The sequence below is a fragment of the Streptomyces sp. NPDC001549 genome (assembly GCF_042894025.1).
GTDB lineage: Bacteria > Actinomycetota > Actinomycetes > Streptomycetales > Streptomycetaceae > Streptomyces > Streptomyces kutzneri.
In genome coordinates, this window is the sequence record NZ_JBIAVJ010000017.1 from 180,120 (window position 1) to 203,840 (window position 23,721).

The following is a 23,721-nucleotide window of genomic DNA, read 5'->3' on the forward strand; positions in this document are numbered from 1 at the left end:
CCTATCACGGTACGCCGTAACGGGCGTACCTGTTTCCGGTCAGTTCACCTCAGGGGCGCTCGGCGTCCTCCGGGGCCGCCGACTGCGCCGCCGTGGCAGCCGCACTGCCCGGACGCTTGCGGGCCACCCAGCCCTCGATATTCCGCTGCTGGCCACGGGCCACGGCCAGGGCGCCGGGCGGCACATCCTTGGTGATTACGGAGCCGGCGGCCGTGTAGGCGCCGTCCCCGATGGTGACGGGAGCCACAAACATGTTGTCGGAGCCCGTCTTGCAGTGTGAGCCGATGGTGGTGTGGTGCTTGTGCTCACCGTCGTAGTTCACGAAGACGCTCGCGGCGCCGATGTTGGTGTACTCGCCGATCGTCGCGTCGCCCACGTACGACAGGTGGGGGACCTTGGTGCCCTCGCCGATCGTCGCGTTCTTCATCTCGACGTACGTACCGGCCTTGGCCCTGGCGCCGAGGTTCGTGCCGGGGCGCAGGTACGCGAAGGGACCCACGTTCGCCTGCGGGCCCACGACCGCGCTCTCGGCGACCGTGTTGTCCACCCGGGCGCCCGCGCCCACGTGGGTGTCCTTGAGCCGGCTGTTGGGGCCGACCTCGGCTCCCTCGGCGATGTGCGTGGTGCCCAGCAGCTGGGTGCCGGGGTGCACGATCGCGTCCTGCCCGAAGGTGACGGTCACGTCGATGAAGGTGCCGGCCGGGTCGACGACCGTGACGCCCGCGAGCATGGCCTGCTCCAGCAGGCGCGCGTTCAGCAGCGCGCGGGCCTCGGCGAGCTGGACGCGGTTGTTGATCCCGAGGATCTGCCGGTGGTCGCTGCCGACGGCCGCGCCGACGCGGTGCCCGGCCTCGCGCAGGATGCCGAGGACGTCGGTGAGGTACTCCTCGCCCTGGCTGTTGTCCGTACGGACCTTGCCGAGGGCGTCGGCGAGCAGGGCGCCGTCGAAGGCGAAGACGCCCGAGTTGATCTCGCGGATCGCGCGCTGGGCGTCGGAGGCGTCCTTGTGCTCGACGATGGCCGTCACGGCGCCGCCGGCGTCGCGGACGATGCGTCCGTAGCCGGTGGAGTCGGGGACCTCGGCGGTCAGCACGGTGACGGCGTTGCCGTCGGCCTCGTGCGTCCGCGCGAGCCCGGCCAGGGTCTCGCCGGTCAGCAGCGGGGTGTCGCCGCAGACGACGATCACGGTGCCGGTGATGCCGCCGCCGAGCTCTTCGAGGGCCATGCGGACGGCGTGCCCGGTGCCGTTCTGCTCGTACTGGACGGCGGTGCGGACGTCGGCGTCGATGCCGGCCAGGTGCGCGGTGACCTGCTCCCGGGCGTGCCCGACGACCACGACGAGGTGCTCGGGGTCCAGCTCACGGGAGGCGGCGACGACGTGACCGACGAGCGAGCGCCCGCAGATCTCGTGGAGAACCTTGGGAGTCGCCGACTTCATGCGGGTGCCTTCACCCGCTGCGAGTACGACGACGGCTGCCGGGCGGTTGGCGCTCACGGGGATGCCCTTCGGCTTCGGGGGTGGACCCGTGAAGGATACCGGGGTGCCGGTGCCCCCGAACGAACGCGGGTCCCGACCGTGAAGGTCCGGACCCGGAATCGAGCAGCTCCCCCGCCAGGACTCGAACCCGGACATAAGGCACCAAAAGCCTCAGTGCTGCCAATTACACCACAGGGGATAGTGAATGTGGCCTAATCGGACATTTCGGCGTACCGATCAAGCTGGCCGTCCCTACTATGCCGTACCACCTGCCCTCACCGCGACGGTACCCGTTCCCGCCGTTTCGGTGGCGGGTATTTCCCCGGGGCGCCGCGAAGGCCGCCCGTACGCTGGACGGCATGACCAAAACGGGGGAAGTGGAAGGCCGGGCCGGGCCGCCTTTGTGGTGGGTGCGGCGGCGGGACGCCGTGGGGGACGCGGTGCTCGGCGGGGTGTCCGCCCTGGAGTGCGCGTGGGAGGGCGTGCCCTTCGCCGCCGAGGCGGGGCTGCCGACGGCGGTCGGAGTGCTGTTCGGGTTCGTGGTGGGGGCCACGCTCGTGCTGCGGCGGCGGTGGCCGATCGCCGTGGTGCTCGTCGGGATCGCCGTGTCACCGGCCGCGATGGGGTTCCTGCTCGCGGTGGTCGGGATGTACACGCTGGCCTCCTCCGAAGTGCCCCGGCGGATCACGGCCACGCTGGCCTCGATGTCGCTGGCCGCGACCTTCGTCGTGATGTACCTGCGCACCCGCGGGGACGTGGAGGCCGACACGACGCTCGTGGTCGTGCTGTCCGGGTTCGTCGCGGTGGCGCTGACCGTGCCGCCGGTGCTGTTCGGGCTCTACATCGGGGCCCGGCGGCGGCTGATGGAGAGCCTGCAGGAACGGGCGGACTCGCTGGAGCGGGAGCTGTCGCTGCTGGCGGACCGGGCGGAGGAGCGGGCCGAGTGGGCCCGTACGGAGGAGCGCACCCGGATCGCGCGGGAGATGCACGACGTGGTCGCCCACCGGGTGTCGCTGATGGTGGTGCACGCGGCCGCGCTGGAGGCGGTGGCGGTCAAGGACCCGGCGCGGGCGGCGAAGAACGCGGCCCTGGTGGGGGACATGGGGCGGCAGGCGCTGACGGAGCTGCGCGAGATGCTCGGCGTGCTCCGGGCGCCGCCCAAGCCGGCCCCGGCTCCCGTGCCCGCCGTGGCCGTCGCGGCGGTGGCGTTCGCGGGGGGTGGAGGTGTGGAGGACGGGCCCACGCTCGGCGAGCTGGAGGCGCTGGTCGGGCAGTCGCGGGCGGCGGGGATGGCCGTGGAGATGCTGGTGCACGGCGAGTGGGCGGCGTACGCGGCGGAGGTCGAGCAGACGGCGTTCCGCGTGGTGCAGGAGGCGCTCACAAACTGCCACAAGCACGCCCCGGGCGCGCGGGTCGTGGTACGGCTCGCGCACCGGGCGGGGGAGGTGGCCATGCAGGTGGAGAACGGCCCCTGCGACGGGAAGGCCCCCGAGCCGGGGCTGCCCAGCGGGGGGAACGGGCTGGTCGGGATGCGGGAGCGGGTCCTGGGCCTGGGCGGGGTGTTCGTGTCGGGCCCGACGGACGCGGGCGGCTTCAAGGTCTCGGCGGTCCTCCCGACGGCCTAGTCGGTCCCTCGGCGGGGCGGGCGGGCCCGAGTCGCCCTGCGGGCCGGGATCCGGGCGCGGTACGGGCTGGTCCGCGGGGCCGGGCAGGGGTGTCTCCTCGGCTCGGCGCGTGCGGGCCATCTCGGCAGTACCCGGCGGTCGCGCGCTCGTCCTGCGGGGACACCCCTCCCCGTCCCCGCTCCCCACGCGCCGGGGCGGCTTCGGGGCACTGCCGGAGCCTTGCCGTGGGGCGGGGACACGGCGGAGTGTCCCCGCAGGACGAGCGCGCACCACCGGGCACAACCGAGACATGCCGCACCGCGCGAGCCGAGGAGACACTCGGGCGGGGCACCGCCCCACACCACCCAGCCCCGCCGGCGATTGAGGCGCGGGGCCCGGGGCAGAGCCCCGGCACCACCGGCCGGAGCCGAACCCGCGGAGCTCCGGCACCACCGAGCGGCCGGAGCCGAACCGCAGAACACCGGTCGGAGTCGGCGACCCCGGCGGGAGCTAGGTGGTGAGGCGGGTCGGCTGGAGGCCCGTCAGGAGGAGGGTGAGGGCCTCGTCGACGTTGGAGCCGAGGTACCAGTCGCCGGTGTGGTCGATGCCGTAGACGCGGCCCTCGCGGTCGAGCGCGAGGTGGGAGCCGCCGTCGGCCTCGACGCCCAGCGGGCAGAGCTGGGTCGAGAGGGCCCGGCCGAGGTCGGCGAACGTGCGCGCGAGGTGGAGTCCGGTGAGCGGGTCGATCCGGACGGGCGTCGGGGCGATCTGGCGGCCGGGACCGTGCGCGGCGACCGTCAGACCGCCGAACTCGGCCCAGGCCTCGACGGCGGCGGGGAAGACGGTGTGCCGGTGTCCGGCGGGCGTGGTGTGGTCCCGCAGGGCGTCGGCCCAGTACTCGGCCTGCTTGATGTCCCACCGGCCGGGTTCCCAGCCGGCGGTGCGCAGGGCGGAGTCCACGGCGACCGGGAAACGGGTGGCCGAGGAGCGGTCGTAGGAGGCGGAGGCGGTGGTCATGGCTACTCGGATGGGGTGAGGTCGACGGAGCGTACGCCGAAGTGGGCGAGGAGTGCTTCGCAGGAGCGGCAGGGGGCTGCGTAGCTGCCGTGGAGGGGGTCGCCGTCCTCGCGGATGCGGCGGGCGGTGATCTTCGCGTGCTTGAGGGAGCGGCGGGCCTCGCTCGGGGAGAGGGGTTTGCGGGAGGCGCGCCGGGAGCGGGCGCCCTCGACGGCGACCAGGTGACGGGAGAGCAGGATCGCCTCCGGGCACCGGCCGGTGAATCGTTCGCGCTGGCCGCTGGTGAGGGTGTCGAGGAAGTCCTGGACGAGCGGGTGGAGCACGGGCGGCTGATCGGCCTTGCCGGCGGTGCCGGTGAGGGTTTCGCCGCGTACGGAGAGGGCGGCGGCGACGGTGGGGAGGATGCCGTCCCGGCGGAAGCGCAGGACGGGCACGGCGGGGCGGCCGTCGGTGCTGCTCCAGCGCAGGCGGGGGTCGCCTGCGGGGCCGGCGGCTTCGCCGGCCGGTCCAGGCGCGCCCGGTGCGCCTGGTGCGTCCGGCGCGGTGTCGCCGGATTCTGTACGTGTTGCCGTGTTGTGCATGGTCGCGCTTTCCCTCCCGTGGCGGCGGTGGTGACCGCTGTCGCGCACGCCCCCGTGCCGCGGGGACAGCCTGTCAAACGTCACCTGTCATGCGGAAGCGGGGTCGAATATTCGTATCAATTCGGATGTTCCCGGCCCTCGGGCGGGTGCGCCGGTCGGGCGCGGGTAAGGCTCTTGCCCCAGCGCATAGGCTGTGGTGAACCAGCCAGATCCAGCAGGGGGCTACCGCCATGACGACAGGTCGGCTCGGGCAGCAGGCCGCGCCACCCAACGCCGCTTACTCGGGGCAGGTCGTGCATTTCCCGGACCCGGTCCGGGCCGCTCGGCATCCTCACGGGGTGCGGATGGACGGCAATGGGCATCCGGACTTCTCCGCCTACGCGCGCGCGGCGGTGGAGATCGCCGAACCGCCGGAGGGCTTCGGCGTGGACGAGCTGCGGCTCACGGACTGCGTGTCCGCGAACGCGGCGATGAAGGCCGCCGGGCACGAGCTGTGGGACACGGTCGGGCCGGTGGCGACCCCGCACGGCTGGACCTGGCACCACGTGGCGGGTTCGCGGCGCATGGAGCTGGTCCCGGTCGAGGTGAAGGCTCTGCTGCGGCATCACGCGGGCCTGACGACGGCTCCGGTGGACCACGACAAGCGCGGGACGCGGCCGTTGCAGGAGGTGCGCCCGGCGCACATGGGGCTGCCGAAGTCCGTGGTGTCGGTCGCCGAGGAGCAGGTGCAGGGCGTCGAGGAGGACCTCGGCTACCGGCTGCCGGAGGCGTACCGCTCGTTCCTGAAGGCCGCGGGCGGCTGTGCGCCGGTCGGTGCGGGCCTGGACGTGGACCTCGGCCTGCTGGTGGACCAGCCGTTCTTCACGGTGCGTGAGGAGGCGGCGGTCAACGACCTGGTGTACGTCAACAAGTGTCTGCGGGACCACCTGACGAAGGACTACCTGTGCGTGGCCTTCGCCCAGGGCGGGCTGCTCGCGCTGAAGGTCAAGGGTGAGGGCATCGGCTCGGTGTGGTTCTCCCCGTACGACGATGCCCGCGACCGGGACGGCTGGTCGGTCCAGGAGCGCGTGGAGCGGTTGTTGCTGCCGTGCGGTGCTGATTTCGACGCCTTCCTCGAGCGGCTGGCCGGTAACCCGCCGGAGCTGGAGACGGTGGCCGGTCTGATGGTGGACGGCGGATTCGCACGTTCGGTTCCGGTGTCGGGTTCGGCACCGGTGGAGGGGTGAGCGCGCGATGGTGACGTTTGCGCAGGCGCAGGAGCGCGCCGAGGAGTGGATCAACGGGGACGTGCCCGCGTACCAGCACCGGGAGGTGCGCGTACGGGAGTTCGGGCTCGGGTTCGTGGTGTGGGCGGAGGACCGCGCGGCCGGTCCCGTGTCCGGTGGTGGGCGGCAGCGGCTGGTCATCGCGCGGGACAGCGGGGAGGTGACGCTGTGGCCGGGACTGCCGGTGGGTGAGGTGATCCGCCGGTACGAGGAGGAGTACGGGGCCGTGGCCACGGCCGTTTCGGAGGCTTCGGTTCCGCAGCCGCGGATCGACTCGGAACAGACGTCGTTCATGCTCAGCCCGCCGGAGTGGCTGCAGGAGGCCGCGGACCGGGCGGGGATCGCGCCGAGGTCGACGCCCACGCCGGCTCCGGCCGCGCCCGCCGACGTCGTGCCCGAGCCCGCGCCGGCTCCCGCGGCACCGGCACCGGCGCCCGTCGAGGCCGTGCCGCTGCGGCGCGGGGGCGAGATCCCGTACGAGCCCACGGCCAACGACGGGGTTCCGGCGACGGCCCCGGCGACGGCCCCCGCTCCGGCCGCGCCCGCGGTGCCGATCGGTGCCACGCCCTGGGCGGGCACCGATGTGAACTCCGGTACGGACGACGTGTCCGTACCGCTGCCCGCGACCGTGTTCGCGCCGCCGCTGTCCGGGTCGGACCTGGAGGACGCGCCGTCGTCCGGGGTGGCCCCGGAGGCGAAGACCACGCTGATGCCGGGCGGCAGCCAGCTGCCGAGGACCGCCGTCGTGCCCGCGCTGGGTTCGCCGGGCGATTCGGCAGGCGGCTCGCAAGGCGGCTCGCAGGGCGGCTCGCAGGGCGGTTCGGCGGCGAGTGACATCGCGGACGCGCCGACCAGCAAGGCCCAGATCTCCCGGCCGTCGACGCCGTCGACGCCGCCCGGTCCGCCCGGTGCGCCTGCGGCTCCCGGTGGCGGGGCGCACCACGCCGCCACGATGCTGGCCGGCCCCGGTGTTCCGCAGCCGCCCGGTCCGCCCGGTGCTCCGGGCGCGGGTCAGCCGCCCGCGCCTCCCGGTCCGCCGGGTGCTCCGGGGTCGCTGGGCCGTGGGCTCGACCACGCCGCGACGATGCTGGCCGGTCCGGCCGTCACGGGTCAGCCGCCGGCGCCGCCCGGTCCGCCCGGTGCTCCGGGTGCGGGTGCGCCCCAGCCGCCCGGTCCGCCTGGTCCGCCGGGAGCTCCTGGTGCTCCGGGGTCGCTGGGCCGTGGGCTCGACCACGCCGCGACGATGCTGGCCGGTCCGGCCGTCACCGGTCAGCCGCCCGCGCCGCCCGGTCCGCCCGGGGCTCCCGGTGGCGGGGCCCATCACGCCGCCACCATGCTCGCGGGTCCCGGCGTACCGCAGCCTCCCGGTCCGCCCGGTGCGCCTGCGGCTCCCGGTGCGCCCGGCGCCCCCGGTGGCGGGCTCGACCATGCCGCCACGATGCTGGCCGGCCCCGCCATGGTGCAGCCGCCCGGGCCCCCCGGCCCGCCGCCCGGCGTGCCCGGTGGTCCCGGTGGTCCCGGCGCGCAGCCCTCGGTCCCGACCGGTGCGCCCACCGTCGGCCCCGGCTACCAGGCCGTGCTCCGCTACCGCGCACCCGACGGCTCCGAGCAGCAGCTCATCCGCCGCTCGGCGCCCGGCACCCCGCACCCGGAATGGCAGATCCTCTACGAGCTGCGCGCCATGAACGTGCCGCCGCAGCAGGTGCTGGAGCTGCACACCGAGCTGGAGTCCTGTGAGCTGCCCGGCGGTTACTGCGCCCGGATGATCCGGGAGACCTGGCCGCAGGTGCGGATCACGAGCGTGGCCCCGTACGGCAAGGACCACGCGGGCCGTCAGCAGGGCATGCGGCACCTGCTCACCCACCAGGGCGAGCTGCACCAGGTGGCGGACGGTCCGGCGCGCCCCGCGCCGGTACGGGCGCCGCTGCCGCAGGTCCCGCTGCAGCCGGCGATCCCGCTGGAGGCGATCGCGCAGGAGCTGACGGCCGCGTTCGGTCCGCAGGGCGTGTTCCGCTTCGACCAGCGGGCGGTGTCCCGCCAGGGTGTGCCGGAGATCGTGGCGCAGACGCTGATGTGGTCGGGTCTGCCGGTCGATTTCGGGCCGTTCTTCTGGGCGCAGGCGGTGCCGGGCCAGCCGGTGCCGACGCTGGCCGAGCTGGCCCAGCAGCGGCAGGTGCAGCCGGCCTCGGACGCGGGCTCGTACCTCGTCGTCGGCAGCGACTTCGGCAAGGCCCTGTGCGTGCAGTACGGCACCGCGCACATCGTGGCGGTGCCGGTGGAAGGCGGCCCGGGAGGTGCTCCCGTACCGCCGCAGTTCGTGAACTCGAGCCTGCCGCAGTTCGTACGGTCCCTCGCGATGCTGGGTCACATGTGGCGGCTGCGCCAGCATCTGACGCCGGAGCAGGCGGGGCGCTGGACCGTCGACTTCCAGGCAAATCTGGCGGGGCTCGACAGCGCGGCGCTGTCCTCGCCGGAGAGCTGGTGGTCGGTGCTGCTGGAGCAGATGTGGGACGGACTGCTCTGACCGTCTGATCGAGTGATCGTGTGATCGGCTGGATGGCCGGGTCGGGACCTTCGAACAGGGTCTCGGCCCGGCCATTCCGGCTTCTGGGATCAAATGGCGCATCCTTGACGGGAATCCCCGCGAGAGAGGCGCATCCAGGATGAGTGCACCCTTTGCGACCGTGCGCGGTCGTGGCTACCGCATGGAAGAGGTCGACCGGTATCTCGCCCGGCTCTCCGGGAGCCGGGACGAGGCCTGGGAGCGGGTGGCACGGCTGACGGTCCTGGCCAAGCAGATGGAGGCGGACGCGGCGCGGCTGAGGGAGGCGGTCTCCGCGCTGGCTCCGCAGACGTACGACGAGCTGAGCGAGCGGGCCCGCCGGATCCTGCTGCTGGCGGAGGAAGAGGCGGACGCCGTACGGACGGACGCGCGGGTGGACGCCTCGGCGACGCTGGGCGCGGCCGAGGCGCGCGCCGACCGGACGGCGGAGCTCGCGCGGGGCGACGCGGAGGCGGTGCGCGAGCAGACGGAGGTCCGGGCCCGGCAGGGGCTGCTGCGGGCGCAGCGCGAGGCGGACGACGTGCGGTCGGGGGCGCGGGAGGACGCGGCGGCGTGGCGGGCGCAGGCGGCGGCCGCGCTGGCGGAGACGCGGCGGCGGGCGGAGGCGGAGCGGGCGGAGCGCGAGCAGGAGCAGGCGGAGCGCTGGGAGGCGGCGGAGCGGGAGCTGGCGGCGCGGGAGGCGGACCTGGAGGCGCGCCACGCGGAGCTGGAGCGGTACGTCGAGGCCCGCCTGGCGGAGGCGCGGCGCGAGTACGCCGAGGCGGAGGAGTCGGCGCGGCACGGGCAGGAGGACGCGGAGGCGCGGGCCGCCGAGCTGGTCGCGCAGGCGCGGGTGGCGGAGGAGCGGATCGGGCGCGAGACGCGGGGGATCCTGCGGGAGCACGGGGAGGCGGCGGAGGAGATGCGGGCGCACATGAACCACGTCCGCTCCAGCCTGGCGGCGCTGACGGGCCGCGCTCCGGCGGAGGGTTAGAGGGTGTCCGGTCACAGCACTAGCGGGTGCCCGACCTGAACAGGAGTTCCTCGACGGCGCCGAGGTCGCGGTTCCAGTACGTGACCCGGGCGTTGGTTCCGACGTTGAGTGAGCCGATCTCCTTCGTCGGCGCCGGCGCTGGGCGGCGTGGTGCCGGCGGTGCTCGGTGTGCCGGCCGTGCTCGGGGTGGTCGCCGGGGCCGGGGTGGCGGGGTTCTTGGTGTCCGCGATTCCCGGGTTGCAGGCCGTGGACGAGAGGAGCGCGGCGAGGGCTGCGGCCCCGAGCGCGCAGGTTTTCCAACTGGTTCGGGCGGTACGCATGCCCGGTTCACTCCCCGGCGGAGTCGGCGGAGAGCAGGTCCTGACGGTCCGTTGCGGACTCAGTACGTGAAGGTGACCATTCCGCTGAGGAACTCCTCGATCAGCGGGGCGATCTGCGGCAGGTGGGTCTCCAGGGCGAAGTGGCCCGCGCCCTCGAAGACGTGCACCTCGGCGTCCGGGGCGTCGCGGAGGTAGGCCTTCGCGCCCGCCGGGGTGAAGAACGGGTCGCCCGCGCCCCATACGACCAGCACCGGGATCCGGGCGGCGCGCAGCCAGGCCTGCCAGGCGGGGTAGTGGGCGAAGTTCGAGGCGTAGTCGAAGGCGAGGTCGGCCTGGGCGTCGGCGCGGCCCGGCAGGCGGAGGTGGTGTACGTCGAGGGTCCAGCTGTCGGGGGAGAGGAGGCTGGTGTCGGCGACGCCGGTCTCGTACTGGAAGCGGGTGCCCTCCAGGGTGAAGAGCCCCCGGACGCGCTCCTCGTTGCCGGGGACCTCGCGCCGGAGTCCGGCGAACTCGCGGGCCGCGTCCGAGAGGCCTTCCTCGTAGGCGTTGCCGTTCTGGACGATCAGGCCGGTCACCCGCTCCGGCCGGCGCGCGGCGAGCCGCAGTCCGACCGGGGCGCCGAAGTCGAAGACGTACAGGGCGAAGCGGTCCAGTCCGAGGGCGTCGGTGAAGCCCTCCACGATGTCGGCGAGCCGGTCGAAGGTGTACGTGAATCCGGCCGGGGCCTCGGTGCGGCCGAAACCGGGGTAGTCGGGGGCGATCAGGCGGTACGGGGTGTCGCCGAGCGCGTCCATCAGGCGGGCGAACTGGTGCGAGGCGGTGGGGAAGCCGTGCAGGAGCAGCAGGACGGGGCTGTCGGCGGGGCCGTCGGCGGGGCCGCTCTCGCGGTAGGCGACGCGGACTCCGTCCACGTCGACGGTGCGGTGCCGGATGGTGGGAAGGGTACGGCGAGCGGTCATCACATGCCTCCTGCGTCCTTGTTTCCATTAGTCTTGCCGGTGATCGCTAATGGGTCAAGTGATTGGAGTAGCATTAGTCGGGTGACAGTGACCTTCCCGCTCACCGGTGAACCCCTCGCGCTGGACCTCCTCAACACCGAGGCCGCGGTGGGCGACCTCGTCGCCGACCCCGCGGGGCTCACGGCCTGGCTGGCCGCGCAGGCCGGGCGGCTGACCCCCGTCGACGTCGTGGGCGCGGGCGAGGTGGCCGCCGTACGGGCCGTACGGGAGGCCGCCCGCCCGGCGCTCGACGCCGTGCGGCGCGGTGAGCGGCCCCCGGCCGGGGCGCTCACCGCGCTGAACGAGGCCCTGGCCGCGGCGCCCTCGTACCGCGTGCTGGCCTGGACCGGTGCGGGCGGGATCGCCGCCGGCGCGCACCGGCCCGCGGAGCCGGCCCGGCGGCTCGCGGCGGAGCTGGCCGAGGCGGTCGCGGAGCTGCTGACGGACGCCCGGGTGGCGCAGGTGCGCGAGTGCGAGGCCCACGACTGCGTCCTGCTCTTCCTGCCGGCGCACCCCCGCCGCCGCTGGTGCGTGGCGTCGGTCTGCGGCAACCGGGCCCGGGTGGCCCGCTATTACGCCCGCCACAAGGGCGAGGCCGGCTAGACGACCTCCTGGAGCGGAGACCTGAGGAGCCGGTCCGCGCCCGAGACGGTCACGAAGCACAGGAGGGCCAGCTCGCCCCGGTCCAGCCGGTGCGTCTCCCAGCCGCCGGCGCGGGTACGCGCGCGCACCTCCTCCTCGCCGCCGGTCTCCCGGACGAGGCACAGGTGGAAGGGGCGCGCCGTGAACGACAAGGCGCGCCCGTCGTCGAGGGCGAAGCGGATGCCCCGGCGGCCGGGCAGCAGCGACCTGCCTGCGGTCCGCGCCGTGAACGGCACGCCGTCGAGGCGGCCGTGGACGCCGTGGCGCAGCCGCTTGCGGATGCCCTGCCCCGGCAGTGCGGCGTCGTCCATCTCCAGGACGATTTCCTCGCCCAGGAGGAACTGCCAGCGCTCCCACGCCTCGGCCTTGGCGTCGGCGGTCAGTCGCAGGCCGGGTTCCCGGAACAGCGTGTAGGTGCCGTAGGCCGTGGGGATCTCGGCGTGCCGGCCGCGGGTGTGCGCGGGCTGGAGCCACATCCGCCAGGGCGCGCGCCAGGACGGGTTCAGGAGGGACGGCACGGGTCAGCCCGCCGGCTGCGGCTGCTGCTGGGCCGGGACGGCGGGCTTCGCCGGGGACTCGTAGCGGTACGGGTCGCTGCGCAGGCCGCGCGCCGTGACGACCACCGTGAACGGGGGTGTCCCCGGGGCCGGGAGGGTGGCGGTCAGGGCGCCCGTCAGGGGGTCGGCCTGTGCCGGGAGGGGGGCGTCGTCGACGGTGAGGAGGGCCGGCGGGCCCGCCGGGTCCGGGGTGAAACCGCCACCCTCGACCGTCAGGCGGCCGTCCTCCAGCGTGACGTGGGTGATCACCGGGTTGGCGCGGACGGCCAGCTTGTTGACCAGGTACGCGCCCGCCGGGGCGCCCGTCAGGGCCCACATCTCGGCGGGCAGGCGCGGGAGTCCGCCGCCCACGTCCGCGAGGAAGAACAGCACCACGTACAGCATGGTGACCGCGCTGAGGGCGACGTACTGGAGGTCCACGAGGTCGGTGCGCCCGCTGTCGTTCGCGATCAGCTCCCGCAGCGGCCGCCGGCCCGACACCGTCGGCTTCGCGGCGGGCTTGGCCATGCTGCCGTGTTCCACGCGCAGGCCGACGACCGCCTTCGCGGCGATCAGCGCCACGTACGGGCCGCCGAGCAGCGGCAGGTACGCCGTCGTCAGGGTGGACAGCGGGCCGTCGGTGCCCCGGAAGTACGCGATGCCGCCGCCCGCGGTGAGCCCGTAGCCGAGGATCGCCAGCAGCAGCCAGGCCAGGATCACCGTCCAGGCGAGGGCGAGCGCCGTCGAGGTGGAGAGGCGGCCGTCGCGGCCGGTGATGAAGCCCGGGCTGCGGCTGAGCCGCAGGCAGATCGGTCCGGCCAGCGCGGCCAGTAACGCGAGTGCGCAGAGTGCGGATGCCATGTCGTCGTCCCCCCGGAAACGGTCCTGGCACGAGGGTTACCCAATGGCCCGGCCATGACAAGGCGACTTTCCGCAGACGGTCTACTCCTCTTGCTGCTCGCGCAGTTCCGGCAGGACGGGGAACCGGCGCGGTGCCACCAGCAGCAGGACCAGCAGCGCGGCCACGGCGGCCGCCGTCGCGCCGAGGAAGATGTGCTCCACGGCGGCGGCCACGGCCTCGCGCAGGTAGCCGGCGGCGGCAGCGGGCAGCAGCTCCGGCCGGTCCAGTGCCTTCGCCACGTCGTCCAGGTGCTCCGGGAGGCCGGGTACGGGGGCGTCCGCCAGGCGCACGGCGATGGTGGCGTTGGCGACGGCGGCGAGCAGGGCGGCGCCCACGCTCTGGCCGACCTGGCGGCAGAACAGCACCGAGGCCGTCGTCGTCCCGCGCTCGGCCCAGCCCACGGTGGACTGGACCCCGACGATCAGCGGGAGCTGGAAGAGGCCGAGGGCGCCGCCCAGCAGCAGCATGATCAGTGCGGGCTGCCAGGGCCGGGCGGGGTAGGGCAGCAGGGTGAAGGAGAACAGGATCACCGCGGCGAGCGCGATTCCGACGGCCGCGGTGTTGCGGAAGCCGATGCGCCGGTAGACGTGCTGGCTGCAGGCGGCGGTGACGGGCCAGCTCAGGGTCATCACCGACATGACCAGGCCGGCGCCGACGGGGCCGAGGCCCAGCACGGACTGTGCGTAGGTCGGCATGAACACCATGGGGGCGACCATCAGCAGGCCGAGTGCCCCCATGGCCAGGTTGACGGCGGCGATGGTGCGCCGGCGCCACACCCAGCCGGGCAGGATCGGTTCCTCGGCCCGGCGTTCCACCCGGACCACGACGACGGCCAGCAGCGCGCTCGCGCCCAGCAGCCCGAGCGAGGGCGCGGACAGCCAGGGCCAGGCGACCCCGCCCTGGACGAGCGCGAAGAGCAGCAGTCCGCCGCAGGCGAAGACGGCGAGCGCCCCCGCCCAGTCGACCGGTCCCCGGCGCCCGGGCGACCGTACGGGCTCGGTCAGGTGACGGGCGATCATCCACAGGGCGAGCCCGGCCAGCGGCAGGTTGATCAGGAAGATCCAGCGCCAGTGCGCGTACGAGGCGAGCAGTCCGCCGAGCGCCGGGCCGGCCACGGCCGAGGTGGCCCACACGCTGGACATCCGGGCCTGGATCCGCGGCCGGTCCCTGAGCGGGTAGAGGTCGGCGGCCAGGGTCTGGATCGTGCCCTGGAGGGCGCCGCCGCCCAGGCCCTGGACGATGCGGAAGGCGATGAGGGCGGCCATGTTCCAGGCGGACGCGCACAGCAGCGAACCGACGAGGAAGAGGCTGATGCCGAAGAGCAGGACGGGCTTGCGGCCGAAGGTGTCGGACAGCTTCCCGTAGACGGGCAGGGTGACGGTCACCGCGAGCAGGTAGCCGGAGAAGAGCCAGGAGAAGACGGAGAATCCGCCGAGTTCGCCCACGATCTGCGGGACGGCGGTGGCCACGATCGTGCTGTCCAGGGCGACGAGGGCCATGCCGAGCATCAGCGAGGCGACCACCGGGGCCGGCGGTCGCGCGGCCGGCTTGGCCGCGGGAGCGCCGCCGGCCGCGCTTTTGGCCGGAACCCCGGCCCTGGCGGTATCGGCCGCGGGTCCCGGGGGTATGCCGTCCGGGCTCGCGCCGGTGCTCTCCGCCGATGCCACCGAGATTCCTTCCCCCTGCACGTAACTGCGGGGAACACCATCTCACCGCCGCGCGGCCGGCGGTATCCCTCAGGGTCCGTACGCCGAAGGGTGCAGATCCCCTAGGGGTCCCTCCGCACAACGGGCCAGGGGTCGTTCCTCCCGGCGGAGGACGTGAGCGGCCCGGGCGTCTCCTTAACTGGAACCTACGCACCACAGGCCGGGGGGTGGGGTTAACCCCCGGGCGGATACGGCGATGGGCACCAGCGCGCCGCGCCTCCGCCCGGCGGAGACTTCATGACGGCGACGAGCGCACAGCCGCACACCGACGCAGACGTACGCAGACGTACGCAGACACGCGCATTCGAACAGGGAGAAAGACCGTGACAACGGCTATGACCGAAACCAGGCACGGGGGTACTGGAGGGCATGCAGCCGTCGCGGCCCGGGCACGAAAGGTCGTCAAGGCCTACGGCTCCGGGGAGACGCGCGTCGTCGCCCTCGACGACGTCGACGTGGACATCATGAGCGGCCAGTTCACCGCGATCATGGGTCCCTCCGGCTCCGGCAAGTCCACGCTGATGCACTGCCTCGCCGGTCTCGACACGGTGACCAGCGGCCAGATCCACCTGGACGACACCGAGATCACCGGGCTGAAGGACAAGAAGCTCACGCAGCTGCGCCGCGACCGGATCGGCTTCATCTTCCAGGCCTTCAACCTGCTGCCCACGCTCAACGCCCTGGAGAACATCACGCTCCCCATGGACATCGCGGGCCGCAAGCCCGACGCGGAGTGGCTGAACCGGGTCGTGGAGACGGTGGGCCTCGCCGGCCGGCTCAAGCACCGCCCGACCGAGCTCTCCGGCGGCCAGCAGCAGCGCGTGGCGGTCGCCCGCGCCCTCGCCGCCCGCCCGCAGATCATCTTCGGCGACGAGCCGACCGGAAACCTGGACTCCAGGGCGGGCGCCGAGGTCCTCGGCTTCCTGCGCCGCTCGGTGGACGAGCTCGGCCAGACGATCGTCATGGTCACGCACGACCCGGTGGCCGCCTCCTACGCGGACCGCGTCATCTTCCTGGCCGACGGCCAGATCGTCGACGAGATGTACAGTCCCACCGCCGACCAGGTCCTGGACCGCATGAAGGACTTCGACGCGCGCGGGCGGACCTCATGAGCAACACCGTCCTGAAGACCTCGCGGCGCAACTTCGTCGCCCACAAGGGACGGATGGCGCTCTCCGCCGTCGCGGTCATGCTCTCCGTCGCCTTCGTCTGCGGCACCACCGTGTTCACCGACACCATGAACACGACCTTCGACAAGCTGTTCGCGGTCACCAGCTCCGACGTGACGGTCAGCCCCAAGTCCGCGAAGGACGGGGAGGAGACCCCGGACCGCGGCAAGCCCGAGATGCTGCCCGGCTCGGTCGTCGGGCAGGTGGCGAAGGCGGAGGGGGTCAAGAGCGCCGAGGGCGGCGTCGTCTCGATGTCCGTCACGGTCGTCAACGCCAAGAACGAGAACATGGGCTCGACCACCGGCGCCCCGACCATCGCGGGCAACTGGACCGACAACGAGCTCAAGTCCATGAAGATCACCTCGGGCAACGCTCCGCGCGGCCCGACCGAGATGATGGTCGACGCCGACACCGCCGAGAAGCACCACCTGAAGCTCGGTGACGAGCTGCGCACGATCGCCGTCACCGGCGACATCCGCGCCAGGATCACCGGTATCGCCGCCTTCACCGTGACCAACCCGGGCGCGGCCGTCGTCTACTTCGACACGGCCACCGCGCAGCAGTCGCTGCTCGGCTCCCCCGGCTCCTTCACGCACGTCAACGTCACCGCCAAGGACGGCGTGAGCGACGACCAGCTCAAGCAGAATGTGGCCGCGGCCGTCGGCGCGGACACGTACAAGCTGCAGACCGCCAAGGAAGCAGCGGACGCCAACCGCAAGGACGTCGGTTCCTTCCTCAAGGTCATGAAGTACGTGATGTACGGATTCGCCCTGATCGCCTTCCTCGTTGGCATCGTCCTCATCTTCAACACCTTCTCCATGCTGGTCGCCCAGCGCACCCGCGAGATCGGCCTGATGCGCGCCATCGGCGCCGACAGCGGCCAGGTCCTCAAATCCGTGGTCGTCGAGGCCTTCTTCCTCGGCGTCGTCGGCTCGGTCCTGGGCATCGGCACGGGCGTGGGCCTGGCCGTCGGGCTGATGAAGCTCATGGGTCAGATGGGCATGCACCTGTCCACCGACGATCTGACGGTCGCCTGGTACACCCCGGTCATCGGTCTCACCCTCGGCGTCCTCGTCACGCTCATCTCCGCCTTCATTCCGGCCCGCCGGGCCGGCAAGGTCTCCCCGATGGCCGCCCTGCGTGATTCCGGCACCCCCGGAGACAAGAAGGCCGGCGTCGTCCGTGCCGTCCTCGGCCTGGTCATCACCGGCATCGGCGGTGCGGGCCTCTACCTCGCCACCGCCGCGGAGAAGGCCGGACCCGGATCGCTCTGGCTGTGCCTGGGCGTCGTCCTCACCCTCATCGGATTCATCGTGATCGGCCCGCTGCTCGCCGCGGGCGTGGTGCGGGTGCTCTCCGGAGCGGTACTGCGGCCCTTCGGGTCCGTGGGCCGGCTCGCCGAGCGCAACGCCCTGCGCAACCCGCGCCGCACCGGCGCCACCGCCGCCGCGCTGATGATCGGCCTCGCGGTGGTCGCCTGCCTTTCGGTGGTCGGCTCCTCGATGGTGGCCTCCGCGACCGACGAGCTCGACAAGACGGTCGGCGCGGACTACATCGTCCAGTCGCAGACCGGTCAGCCGGTGATGCCGCAGGCCGAGCAGGCGCTGCGCTCCACCGGGGGCCTGGACCACGTCACCGCCTACCGGCAGGTCGAGGCCAAGGTCACCGCCCCGGACGGCTCGGCGGACACGTTCGCGCTGAGCGTCACCGACCCGACGTACGCCGACGACGTGCGGCGCAAGATGATCGCCGGCGAACACAAGCAGGCCTACGGCCCCGGCGCCATGTCGGTCGGCTCGCTCTACGCCACCGAGCACGGTGTGAAGGTCGGCGACACGATGAAGGTCGCCTTCGTCGGCGGCAACGCCGTCAGCCTGAAGGTCGCCGCCATCACCAACGACGACGGCAACCTCGACAAGGGCGCGAAGTACATCAGCACCGAGGTGGCCCGGGCGAACGTCCCGGCCGACAAGCTGCCGCTCCCCTTCATGCTGCTGGCCAGCGCGAAGGACGGGCAGTCCGACTCCGCCGCCTACGAGGCGGTCAAGGCGGCCCTGGCCGACTCCCCGCAGTACCAGGTGCTCAACCAGGCCGACTACAAGCAGTCCCTGAAGGACCAGGTCGGCCAGCTGCTGAACATGGTCTACGGGCTTCTCGCCCTCGCCATCGTCATCGCGGTCCTGGGCGTCGTGAACACCCTGGCCCTCTCGGTGGTCGAGCGGACCCGCGAGATCGGCCTGATGCGCGCCATCGGCCTCTCCCGCCGCCAGCTGCGCCGCATGATCCGCCTGGAGTCGGTGGTCATCGCCCTCTTCGGCGCCCTGCTCGGCCTCGGGCTCGGCATGGGCTGGGGGATCGGCGCGCAGCAGCTGCTGGCGCTCCAGGGCCTGAAGGTGCTGGAGATCCCGTGGCCGACGATCCTCGGGGTGTTCGCCGCCTCGGCCTTCGTAGGCCTGTTCGCCGCACTGGTCCCGGCCTTCCGGGCAGGGCGGATGAACGTACTGAACGCGATCGCGAGCGAGTAACCGGCCCGCGTTCGTTCGGGGGAATGCCGGTCCGGGACCTCAGGGTCCCGGACCGGCGTCGTTTCCGGGGCCGGCCCTCGCGTCACTCCCGCTGCATCAGGACGATGCCGGCGGCCTCACCCACCAGGGTGAACCGCTCGTCGGGGTGGAGCTGGCGGGCGTAGCCGGTCGGGTCCTCGCCGGCCCACTTGGAGGAGTTGTCGATGGTGATCCAGTCGGGGACCACGCCCTTGCTGCCGCCGATCCACAGGACCCGGCAGCGGGAGGTCAGCCGGGTCAGCGGGGTGGTGTCGGCCTCCACGGTCGCCCCGTCGGGGATCCGGGCCAGGAGCCGCTCGATCGCCGTGACCCGCTCGGGCTTCTCGTACGTACGGGCCTCCGCGAGCTTGGCCGTCGGCATGGCGGTCGCGCTCAGGGCGAGGGCGGCGGCCAGGGCGGCGGTCGGCAGCTGCAGGGCGTACGAGCGCAGCCGGGGCCGCTCGCTCCGCCGGACGGTGTCGATGGCGTCGACTAGGGCGAGGGCCACGACGGGCATGAGGACGGCGCTGTAGTGCCAGTCGGTGGACCAGTAGTGGTCGTCCCCGGACAGGAACCGCCAGCCGAGGGTGGGCGCGGCCACCAGGAGCAGCGGCGAGCGCAGCGCGAGCAGCCCGGAGGTGGGGATCAGCACCCACGCCAGGGTGGTGAGCTTGGTGCCGAGGCCGCCGAGCGGACCCGCCCCGTCGATCTTGTCCCAGTAGCCGTATCCCGCGGTGGCGAAGGCCGGTATGAGGACGGTGAACACCAGGACGGCGAAGACGCAGGCCGCGGCGGCGACGCCGAGCGCGGCCACCGTGATCCGCCGGTTGCTGTCGCGGGCCCGCCAGGCCACCACCACGGCCAGCGCGGCGAGCGTGAAGCCGAGGTCCTCCTTGACGAGGACCAGCGGCAGCCCCCACAGCAGGGCGGCCCGCCAGCGGCGGGCGAGCACCGCCTCCAGGGCGAAGGCCAGCAGGGGCACGGCGAAGGCGATCTCGTGGAAGTCGAACTCGACGGCCCGCTGGATGCCCCAGGAGAGCCCGTACGCGATGCCGACGGCGAGCCCGCGGGCCCGGCCGAGGAACCGTACGGCCGCCCGGGTGACGGGCACGGCGGACAGCGCGAACAGCGCCGACTGCACGACCAGCAGGGTGATGGGCCCGGGGAAGACCCGGTAGACGGGGGCGACGAGCGCGATGACCGGGCTGAAGTGGTCCCCGAGGATGTTGGCCCCCGGCCCCTTCAGGTCGGCGACGGGCTCCTGGAGGTGCGCGTACGCGCGGATCGCCTGCTCGAAGATCCCCAGGTCCCAGGAGGCCCAGTCCATCCGCCGGAACCGCCCGACGGACAGGACGAGGTAGACGAGGAACAGCCCGGCGGCCACCAGCCACGGCGGTGCCCAGGCGTACCGGTCCGGCGTCGCGGATGCCGGTACCACCGGCGCCGGGCGGGCTATCGCATCGCTCGTCACGGACTTGTGCTCCTCCGGAGGCAGTGTCTCCCCGGCGGAAGACGACACGGCGAGCTCGGACAGTCAGAACAGGAACATCGTAAAGCGGCGCGAGGGGCGTCGTCGTAGGGTGGGAACCCCCGGCCCGTGCGACGTGTCGGGCCCTTCGCGTTGCCCTCGCACCCGCACCGCACCGCACCAACGCACCGCACCCGCACCGCACCACCGCACACCTTCAGACCTTCACCGGACGGAAAGCCTCTTTCATGAGCCTGCACGGACTGCTCGACGCCGTCACCCGTGATGCCGCCCTCGCCGAGGCGGTCACCGCGGCCGGGGACGGCAAGCGCATGCACGTGGACCTGGTCGGCCCCGCCGCCGCGCGGCCCTTCGCGATCGCCGCGCTGGCCCGGCAGACCGGGCGGACCGTGCTGGCGGTCACCGCCACCGGGCGCGAGGCCGAGGACCTGGCCGCCGCGCTGCGTTCCTTGCTGCCCCCGGACGAGGTGGTGGACTACCCGTCCTGGGAGACGCTCCCGCACGAGCGGCTCAGCCCGCGCAGCGACACCATGGGCCGCCGGCTCGCCGTCCTGCGCCGCCTCGTGCACCCCAGCAAGGACGACCCGGCGGCAGGCCCGGTGAGCGTGCTCGTGGCGCCCATCCGGTCCGTGCTCCAGCCGCAGGTCAAGGGGCTCGGGGAGCTGGTCCCGGTCAGCCTGCGGCAAGGTGGCGGCGCCGACCTCGGCGAGATCACCGAGGCGCTGGCCGCCGCCGCGTACGCGCGGGTCGAGCTCGTCGAGAAGCGCGGGGAGTTCGCTGTGCGCGGCGGCATCCTCGACGTGTTCCCGCCCACCGAGGAACACCCGCTGCGCATCGAGTTCTGGGGCGACGAGGTCGAGGAGATCCGTTACTTCAAGGTCGCCGACCAGCGTTCCCTGGAGATCGCCGAGCACGGACTGTGGGCCCCGCCCTGCCGCGAGCTGCTGCTGACGGACGCGGTACGGGAGCGGGCCGCGGCCCTCGCCGAGGCCCACCCCGAGCTCGGCGAGCTGCTGCACAAGATCGCCGAGGGGATCGCAGTGGAGGGCATGGAGTCCCTCGCCCCGGTCCTCGTCGACGAGATGGAACTGCTGATCGACGTGCTGCCCGCCGGGTCGATGGCCGTGGTCTGCGACCCGGAGCGGGTCCGGACCCGGGCCGCCGACCTCGTGGCGACGAGCCAGGAGTTCCTGATGGCCTCCTGGGCGGCCACCGCGGGCGGCGGCGAGGCCCCCATCGACGTCGGCGCGGCCTCGCTGCGCGGGATCGCCGACGTCCGCGACCGGGCCCGCGAGCTGGACATGATGTGGTGGTCGGTGTCCCCCTTCGCCGCCGACGAGACCGCGGGCGGCAGCGACACCCTCAAGCTCGGCATGCACGCCCCGGAGGCCTACCGCGGCGACACCGCCCGGGCGCTGGCCGACACCAAGGGCTGGATCGCCGACGGCTGGCACACCGTCTACCTCACCGAGGGCCACGGCCCGGCCGCCCGTACCGTCGAGGTGCTCGGCGGCGAGGGCATCGCGGCCCGGCTGGAGCCGGAACTGCGCGCCCTGGAACCGAGCCTGGTCCACGTCGCCTGCGGCTCGATCGACAACGGCTTCGTCGACCCGGTGCTGCGCCTGGCCGTCCTCACCGAGACCGACCTGACCGGCCAGCGCACCGCCACCAAGGACCTCGGCCGGATGCCGACCCGGCGCCGCAAGACCATCGACCCGCTGACCCTGGAGGCCGGCGACTACATCGTCCACGAGCAGCACGGCGTGGGCCGCTACGTCGAGATGGTCCAGCGCACGGTGCAGGGCGCCACCCGCGAGTACCTGCTGGTGGAGTACGCGCCGGCCAAGCGCGGGCAGCCCGGCGACCGCCTCTACATCCCCACCGACCAGCTGGAGCAGGTCACCAAGTACGTGGGCGGCGAGGCCCCGACCCTGCACCGGCTCGGCGGCGCCGACTGGACCAAGACCAAGGCGCGCGCGAAGAAGGCGGTCAAGGAGATCGCCGCCGACCTCATCAAGCTCTACAGCGCGCGCATGGCGGCCCCCGGCCACACCTTCGGGCCGGACACCCCCTGGCAGCGCGAGCTGGAGGACGCCTTCCCGTACGCGGAGACGCCCGACCAGCTCACCACCATCGCCGAGGTCAAGGAGGACATGGAGAAGTCGGTCCCGATGGACCGGCTGATCTGCGGCGACGTCGGCTACGGCAAAACCGAAATTGCTGTGAGAGCCGCATTCAAAGCGGTCCAGGACGGCAAGCAGGTCGCCGTCCTCGTCCCGACGACCCTCCTCGTGCAGCAGCACTTCGGCACCTTCTCCGAGCGCTACAGCCAGTTCCCCGTCAAGGTGAAGGCGCTCTCGCGCTTCCAGAACGAGAGCGAGTCCAAGGCCACCCTGGAGGGTCTCCAGGAGGGCTCGGTGGACGTGGTCATCGGCACCCACCGCCTGTTCTCGCAGGAGACCCGGTTCAAGGACCTCGGCCTGGTCATCGTCGACGAGGAGCAGCGCTTCGGCGTGGAGCACAAGGAGCAGCTGAAGAGGCTCCGCGCCAACGTGGACGTGCTCACCATGTCCGCGACCCCGATCCCGCGCACCCTGGAGATGGCGGTGACCGGCATCCGCGAGATGTCGACGATCACCACCCCGCCGGAGGAGCGCCACCCGGTCCTGACCTTCGTCGGCCCGTACGAGGAGAAGCAGATCGGCGCGGCCATCCGCCGCGAGCTGCTGCGCGAGGGCCAGTGCTTCTACATCCACAACCGGGTCGAGTCCATCGACCGGGCGGCCGCCAAGCTGCGCGAGATCGTGCCCGAGGCGCGGATCGCGACGGCCCACGGCCAGATGTCGGAGCAGGCCCTGGAGCAGGTCGTCGTCGACTTCTGGGAGAAGAAGTTCGACGTGCTCGTCTCGACCACGATCGTCGAGTCGGGCATCGACATCTCCAACGCCAACACCCTGATCGTGGAGCGCGGCGACAACTTCGGCCTGAGCCAGCTGCACCAGCTGCGCGGACGCGTCGGGCGCGGCCGCGAGCGCGGGTACGCGTACTTCCTGTACCCGCCGGAGAAGCCGCTGACCGAGACCGCGCACGAGCGGCTCGCGACGATCGCCCAGCACACCGAGATGGGCGCCGGCATGTACGTGGCGATGAAGGACCTGGAGATCCGCGGCGCGGGCAATCTGCTCGGCGGCGAGCAGTCCGGTCACATCGCGGGCGTCGGCTTCGACCTCTACATCCGGATGGTCGGCGAGGCCGTGGCCGACTACCGGGCCGCGGTCGAGGGCCAGGTGGAGGAGGAGCCGCCGCTGGAGGTCAAGATCGAGCTGCCGGTCGACGCGCACGTCCCGCACGACTACGCGCCGGGCGAGCGGCTGCGCCTGCAGGCGTACCGGTCCATCGCCTCCGCCAACTCCGAGGCGGACATCAAGGCCGTACGGGAGGAGCTCACCGACCGCTACGGCAAGCTGCCGGAGCCGGTGGAGAACCTGCTGCTGGTGGCCGGGCTGCGGATGCTGGCCCGGGCCTGCGGGGTCGGGGACATCACCCTCCAGGGCAACAACGTCCGGTTCGGGCCGGTGGAGCTGCGCGAGTCGCAGGAGCTGCGGCTCAAGCGGCTCTATCCGGGGACGGTGCTCAAGCCCGCCACCTCGCAGGTGCTGGTCCCGCGCCCGAAGGCGGGCAAGATCGGCGGGAAGCCGGTGGTCGGGCGGGAACTGCTGGCCTGGACGGGGGAGTTCCTCACCACCATCCTCGGCTCGTAGCGGCCGTGTGGCCGTAGCGGCGTAGCGGGTGCGGTGACGACGTGAACGGCCGTGGGGGGGGGGGGGCCCCCGGCCCCCCCCCCCCCCGGCCCCCCGGGGGGGGGGGGCCCCCCCCCGCGCCCCCCGGGGGGGGGGGCCCCGCCCGGCCCCCCGCCCGGCCCCCCCGGGGGGAGGGC

At 73.2% G+C, this 23,721-nt stretch carries 16 protein-coding genes and 1 tRNA gene; 8 read left to right on the forward strand and 9 right to left on the reverse strand.

The features are described 5' to 3' along the window. Positions 1-49 precede the first annotated feature (49 nt). The gene (glmU, locus tag ACFY04_RS26335) at positions 50-1,495 is read right to left on the reverse strand and encodes a bifunctional UDP-N-acetylglucosamine diphosphorylase/glucosamine-1-phosphate N-acetyltransferase GlmU (RefSeq protein WP_389120168.1); all 1,446 of its coding nucleotides are present in this window, start codon (positions 1,493-1,495) and stop codon (positions 50-52) included. A gap of 109 nt (positions 1,496-1,604) precedes the next feature. Next, positions 1,605-1,676 (reverse strand) — tRNA-Gln (locus ACFY04_RS26340). 160 nt (positions 1,677-1,836) lie between these two features. Between ACFY04_RS26340 and ACFY04_RS26345 the strand changes: the two genes are divergently transcribed. Next, complete coding sequence (locus ACFY04_RS26345) at positions 1,837-3,102, forward strand: sensor histidine kinase (RefSeq protein WP_389120171.1); 1,266 nt, start codon at positions 1,837-1,839, stop codon at positions 3,100-3,102. 489 nt (positions 3,103-3,591) lie between these two features. Here ACFY04_RS26345 and ACFY04_RS26350 read toward each other — a convergent pair whose 3' ends face one another. After that, entirely contained in the window at positions 3,592-4,098 is a 507-nt protein-coding gene (locus ACFY04_RS26350) for an SUKH-3 domain-containing protein (protein WP_389120173.1), read from the reverse strand. A gap of 2 nt (positions 4,099-4,100) precedes the next feature. Further along, positions 4,101-4,679 (reverse strand): YwqJ-related putative deaminase, encoded by a 579-nt coding sequence (locus ACFY04_RS26355; protein WP_389120175.1) that lies wholly within the window; start codon positions 4,677-4,679, stop codon positions 4,101-4,103. 230 nt (positions 4,680-4,909) lie between these two features. On the opposite strand from ACFY04_RS26355, the gene ACFY04_RS26360 reads away from it, so the two are divergent. From ACFY04_RS26360 to ACFY04_RS26370, 3 genes are all read left to right on the forward strand, one after another. After that, on the forward strand, positions 4,910-5,905 hold the full coding sequence (locus ACFY04_RS26360) for an SMI1/KNR4 family protein (RefSeq protein WP_389120177.1): 996 nt from the start codon (positions 4,910-4,912) through the stop codon (positions 5,903-5,905). Between the two features lie 7 nt (positions 5,906-5,912). Further along, complete coding sequence (locus tag ACFY04_RS26365; RefSeq protein WP_389120178.1) at positions 5,913-8,468, forward strand: SUKH-4 family immunity protein; 2,556 nt, start codon at positions 5,913-5,915, stop codon at positions 8,466-8,468. A 139-nt stretch (positions 8,469-8,607) separates the two neighbouring features. After that, positions 8,608-9,480, forward strand: a complete 873-nt coding sequence (locus ACFY04_RS26370; RefSeq protein WP_389120180.1) for a DivIVA domain-containing protein — start codon at positions 8,608-8,610, stop codon at positions 9,478-9,480. 379 nt (positions 9,481-9,859) lie between these two features. Here ACFY04_RS26370 and ACFY04_RS26375 read toward each other — a convergent pair whose 3' ends face one another. Beyond that, the gene (locus ACFY04_RS26375; protein WP_389120183.1) at positions 9,860-10,759 is read right to left on the reverse strand and encodes an alpha/beta fold hydrolase; all 900 of its coding nucleotides are present in this window, start codon (positions 10,757-10,759) and stop codon (positions 9,860-9,862) included. Between the two features lie 81 nt (positions 10,760-10,840). On the opposite strand from ACFY04_RS26375, the gene ACFY04_RS26380 reads away from it, so the two are divergent. Continuing rightward, positions 10,841-11,401, forward strand: coding sequence for a CGNR zinc finger domain-containing protein (locus ACFY04_RS26380; protein ID WP_389120185.1), 561 nt, complete (start codon positions 10,841-10,843; stop codon positions 11,399-11,401). On the opposite strand, the gene ACFY04_RS26385 is transcribed toward ACFY04_RS26380, so the two are convergent. From ACFY04_RS26385 to ACFY04_RS26395, 3 genes are all read right to left on the reverse strand, one after another. Next, complete coding sequence (locus ACFY04_RS26385) at positions 11,398-11,958, reverse strand: hypothetical protein (protein ID WP_389120187.1); 561 nt, start codon at positions 11,956-11,958, stop codon at positions 11,398-11,400. The two genes, ACFY04_RS26380 and ACFY04_RS26385, sit on opposite strands and share 4 nt — an antisense overlap. Before the next feature lie 3 nt (positions 11,959-11,961). Then, entirely contained in the window at positions 11,962-12,837 is an 876-nt protein-coding gene (locus tag ACFY04_RS26390; protein ID WP_389120189.1) for a hypothetical protein, read from the reverse strand. Positions 12,838-12,918: 81 nt separating this feature from the next. Further along, positions 12,919-14,505, reverse strand: a complete 1,587-nt coding sequence (locus ACFY04_RS26395; protein ID WP_389120218.1) for an MFS transporter — start codon at positions 14,503-14,505, stop codon at positions 12,919-12,921. Positions 14,506-14,918: 413 nt separating this feature from the next. Between ACFY04_RS26395 and ACFY04_RS26400 the strand changes: the two genes are divergently transcribed. Together ACFY04_RS26400 and ACFY04_RS26405 are read left to right on the forward strand one after the other, a co-directional pair. Beyond that, a complete protein-coding gene (locus tag ACFY04_RS26400; RefSeq protein ID WP_389120191.1) occupies positions 14,919-15,695 on the forward strand; it encodes an ABC transporter ATP-binding protein in 777 nt (258 codons plus the stop codon). Next, on the forward strand, positions 15,692-18,277 hold the full coding sequence (locus ACFY04_RS26405; protein WP_389120193.1) for an ABC transporter permease: 2,586 nt from the start codon (positions 15,692-15,694) through the stop codon (positions 18,275-18,277). Before ACFY04_RS26400 ends, ACFY04_RS26405 begins: the two co-directional genes overlap by 4 nt. Before the next feature lie 82 nt (positions 18,278-18,359). Here ACFY04_RS26405 and ACFY04_RS26410 read toward each other — a convergent pair whose 3' ends face one another. After that, positions 18,360-19,766: a DUF2079 domain-containing protein gene (locus tag ACFY04_RS26410; RefSeq protein WP_389120194.1), complete on the reverse strand. Its 1,407-nt coding sequence runs from the start codon at positions 19,764-19,766 to the stop codon at positions 18,360-18,362. A 245-nt stretch (positions 19,767-20,011) separates the two neighbouring features. Between ACFY04_RS26410 and mfd the strand changes: the two genes are divergently transcribed. Continuing rightward, a complete protein-coding gene (gene mfd / locus ACFY04_RS26415; protein ID WP_389120196.1) occupies positions 20,012-23,545 on the forward strand; it encodes a transcription-repair coupling factor in 3,534 nt (1,177 codons plus the stop codon). The last annotated feature ends 176 nt before the right edge of the window (positions 23,546-23,721 follow it).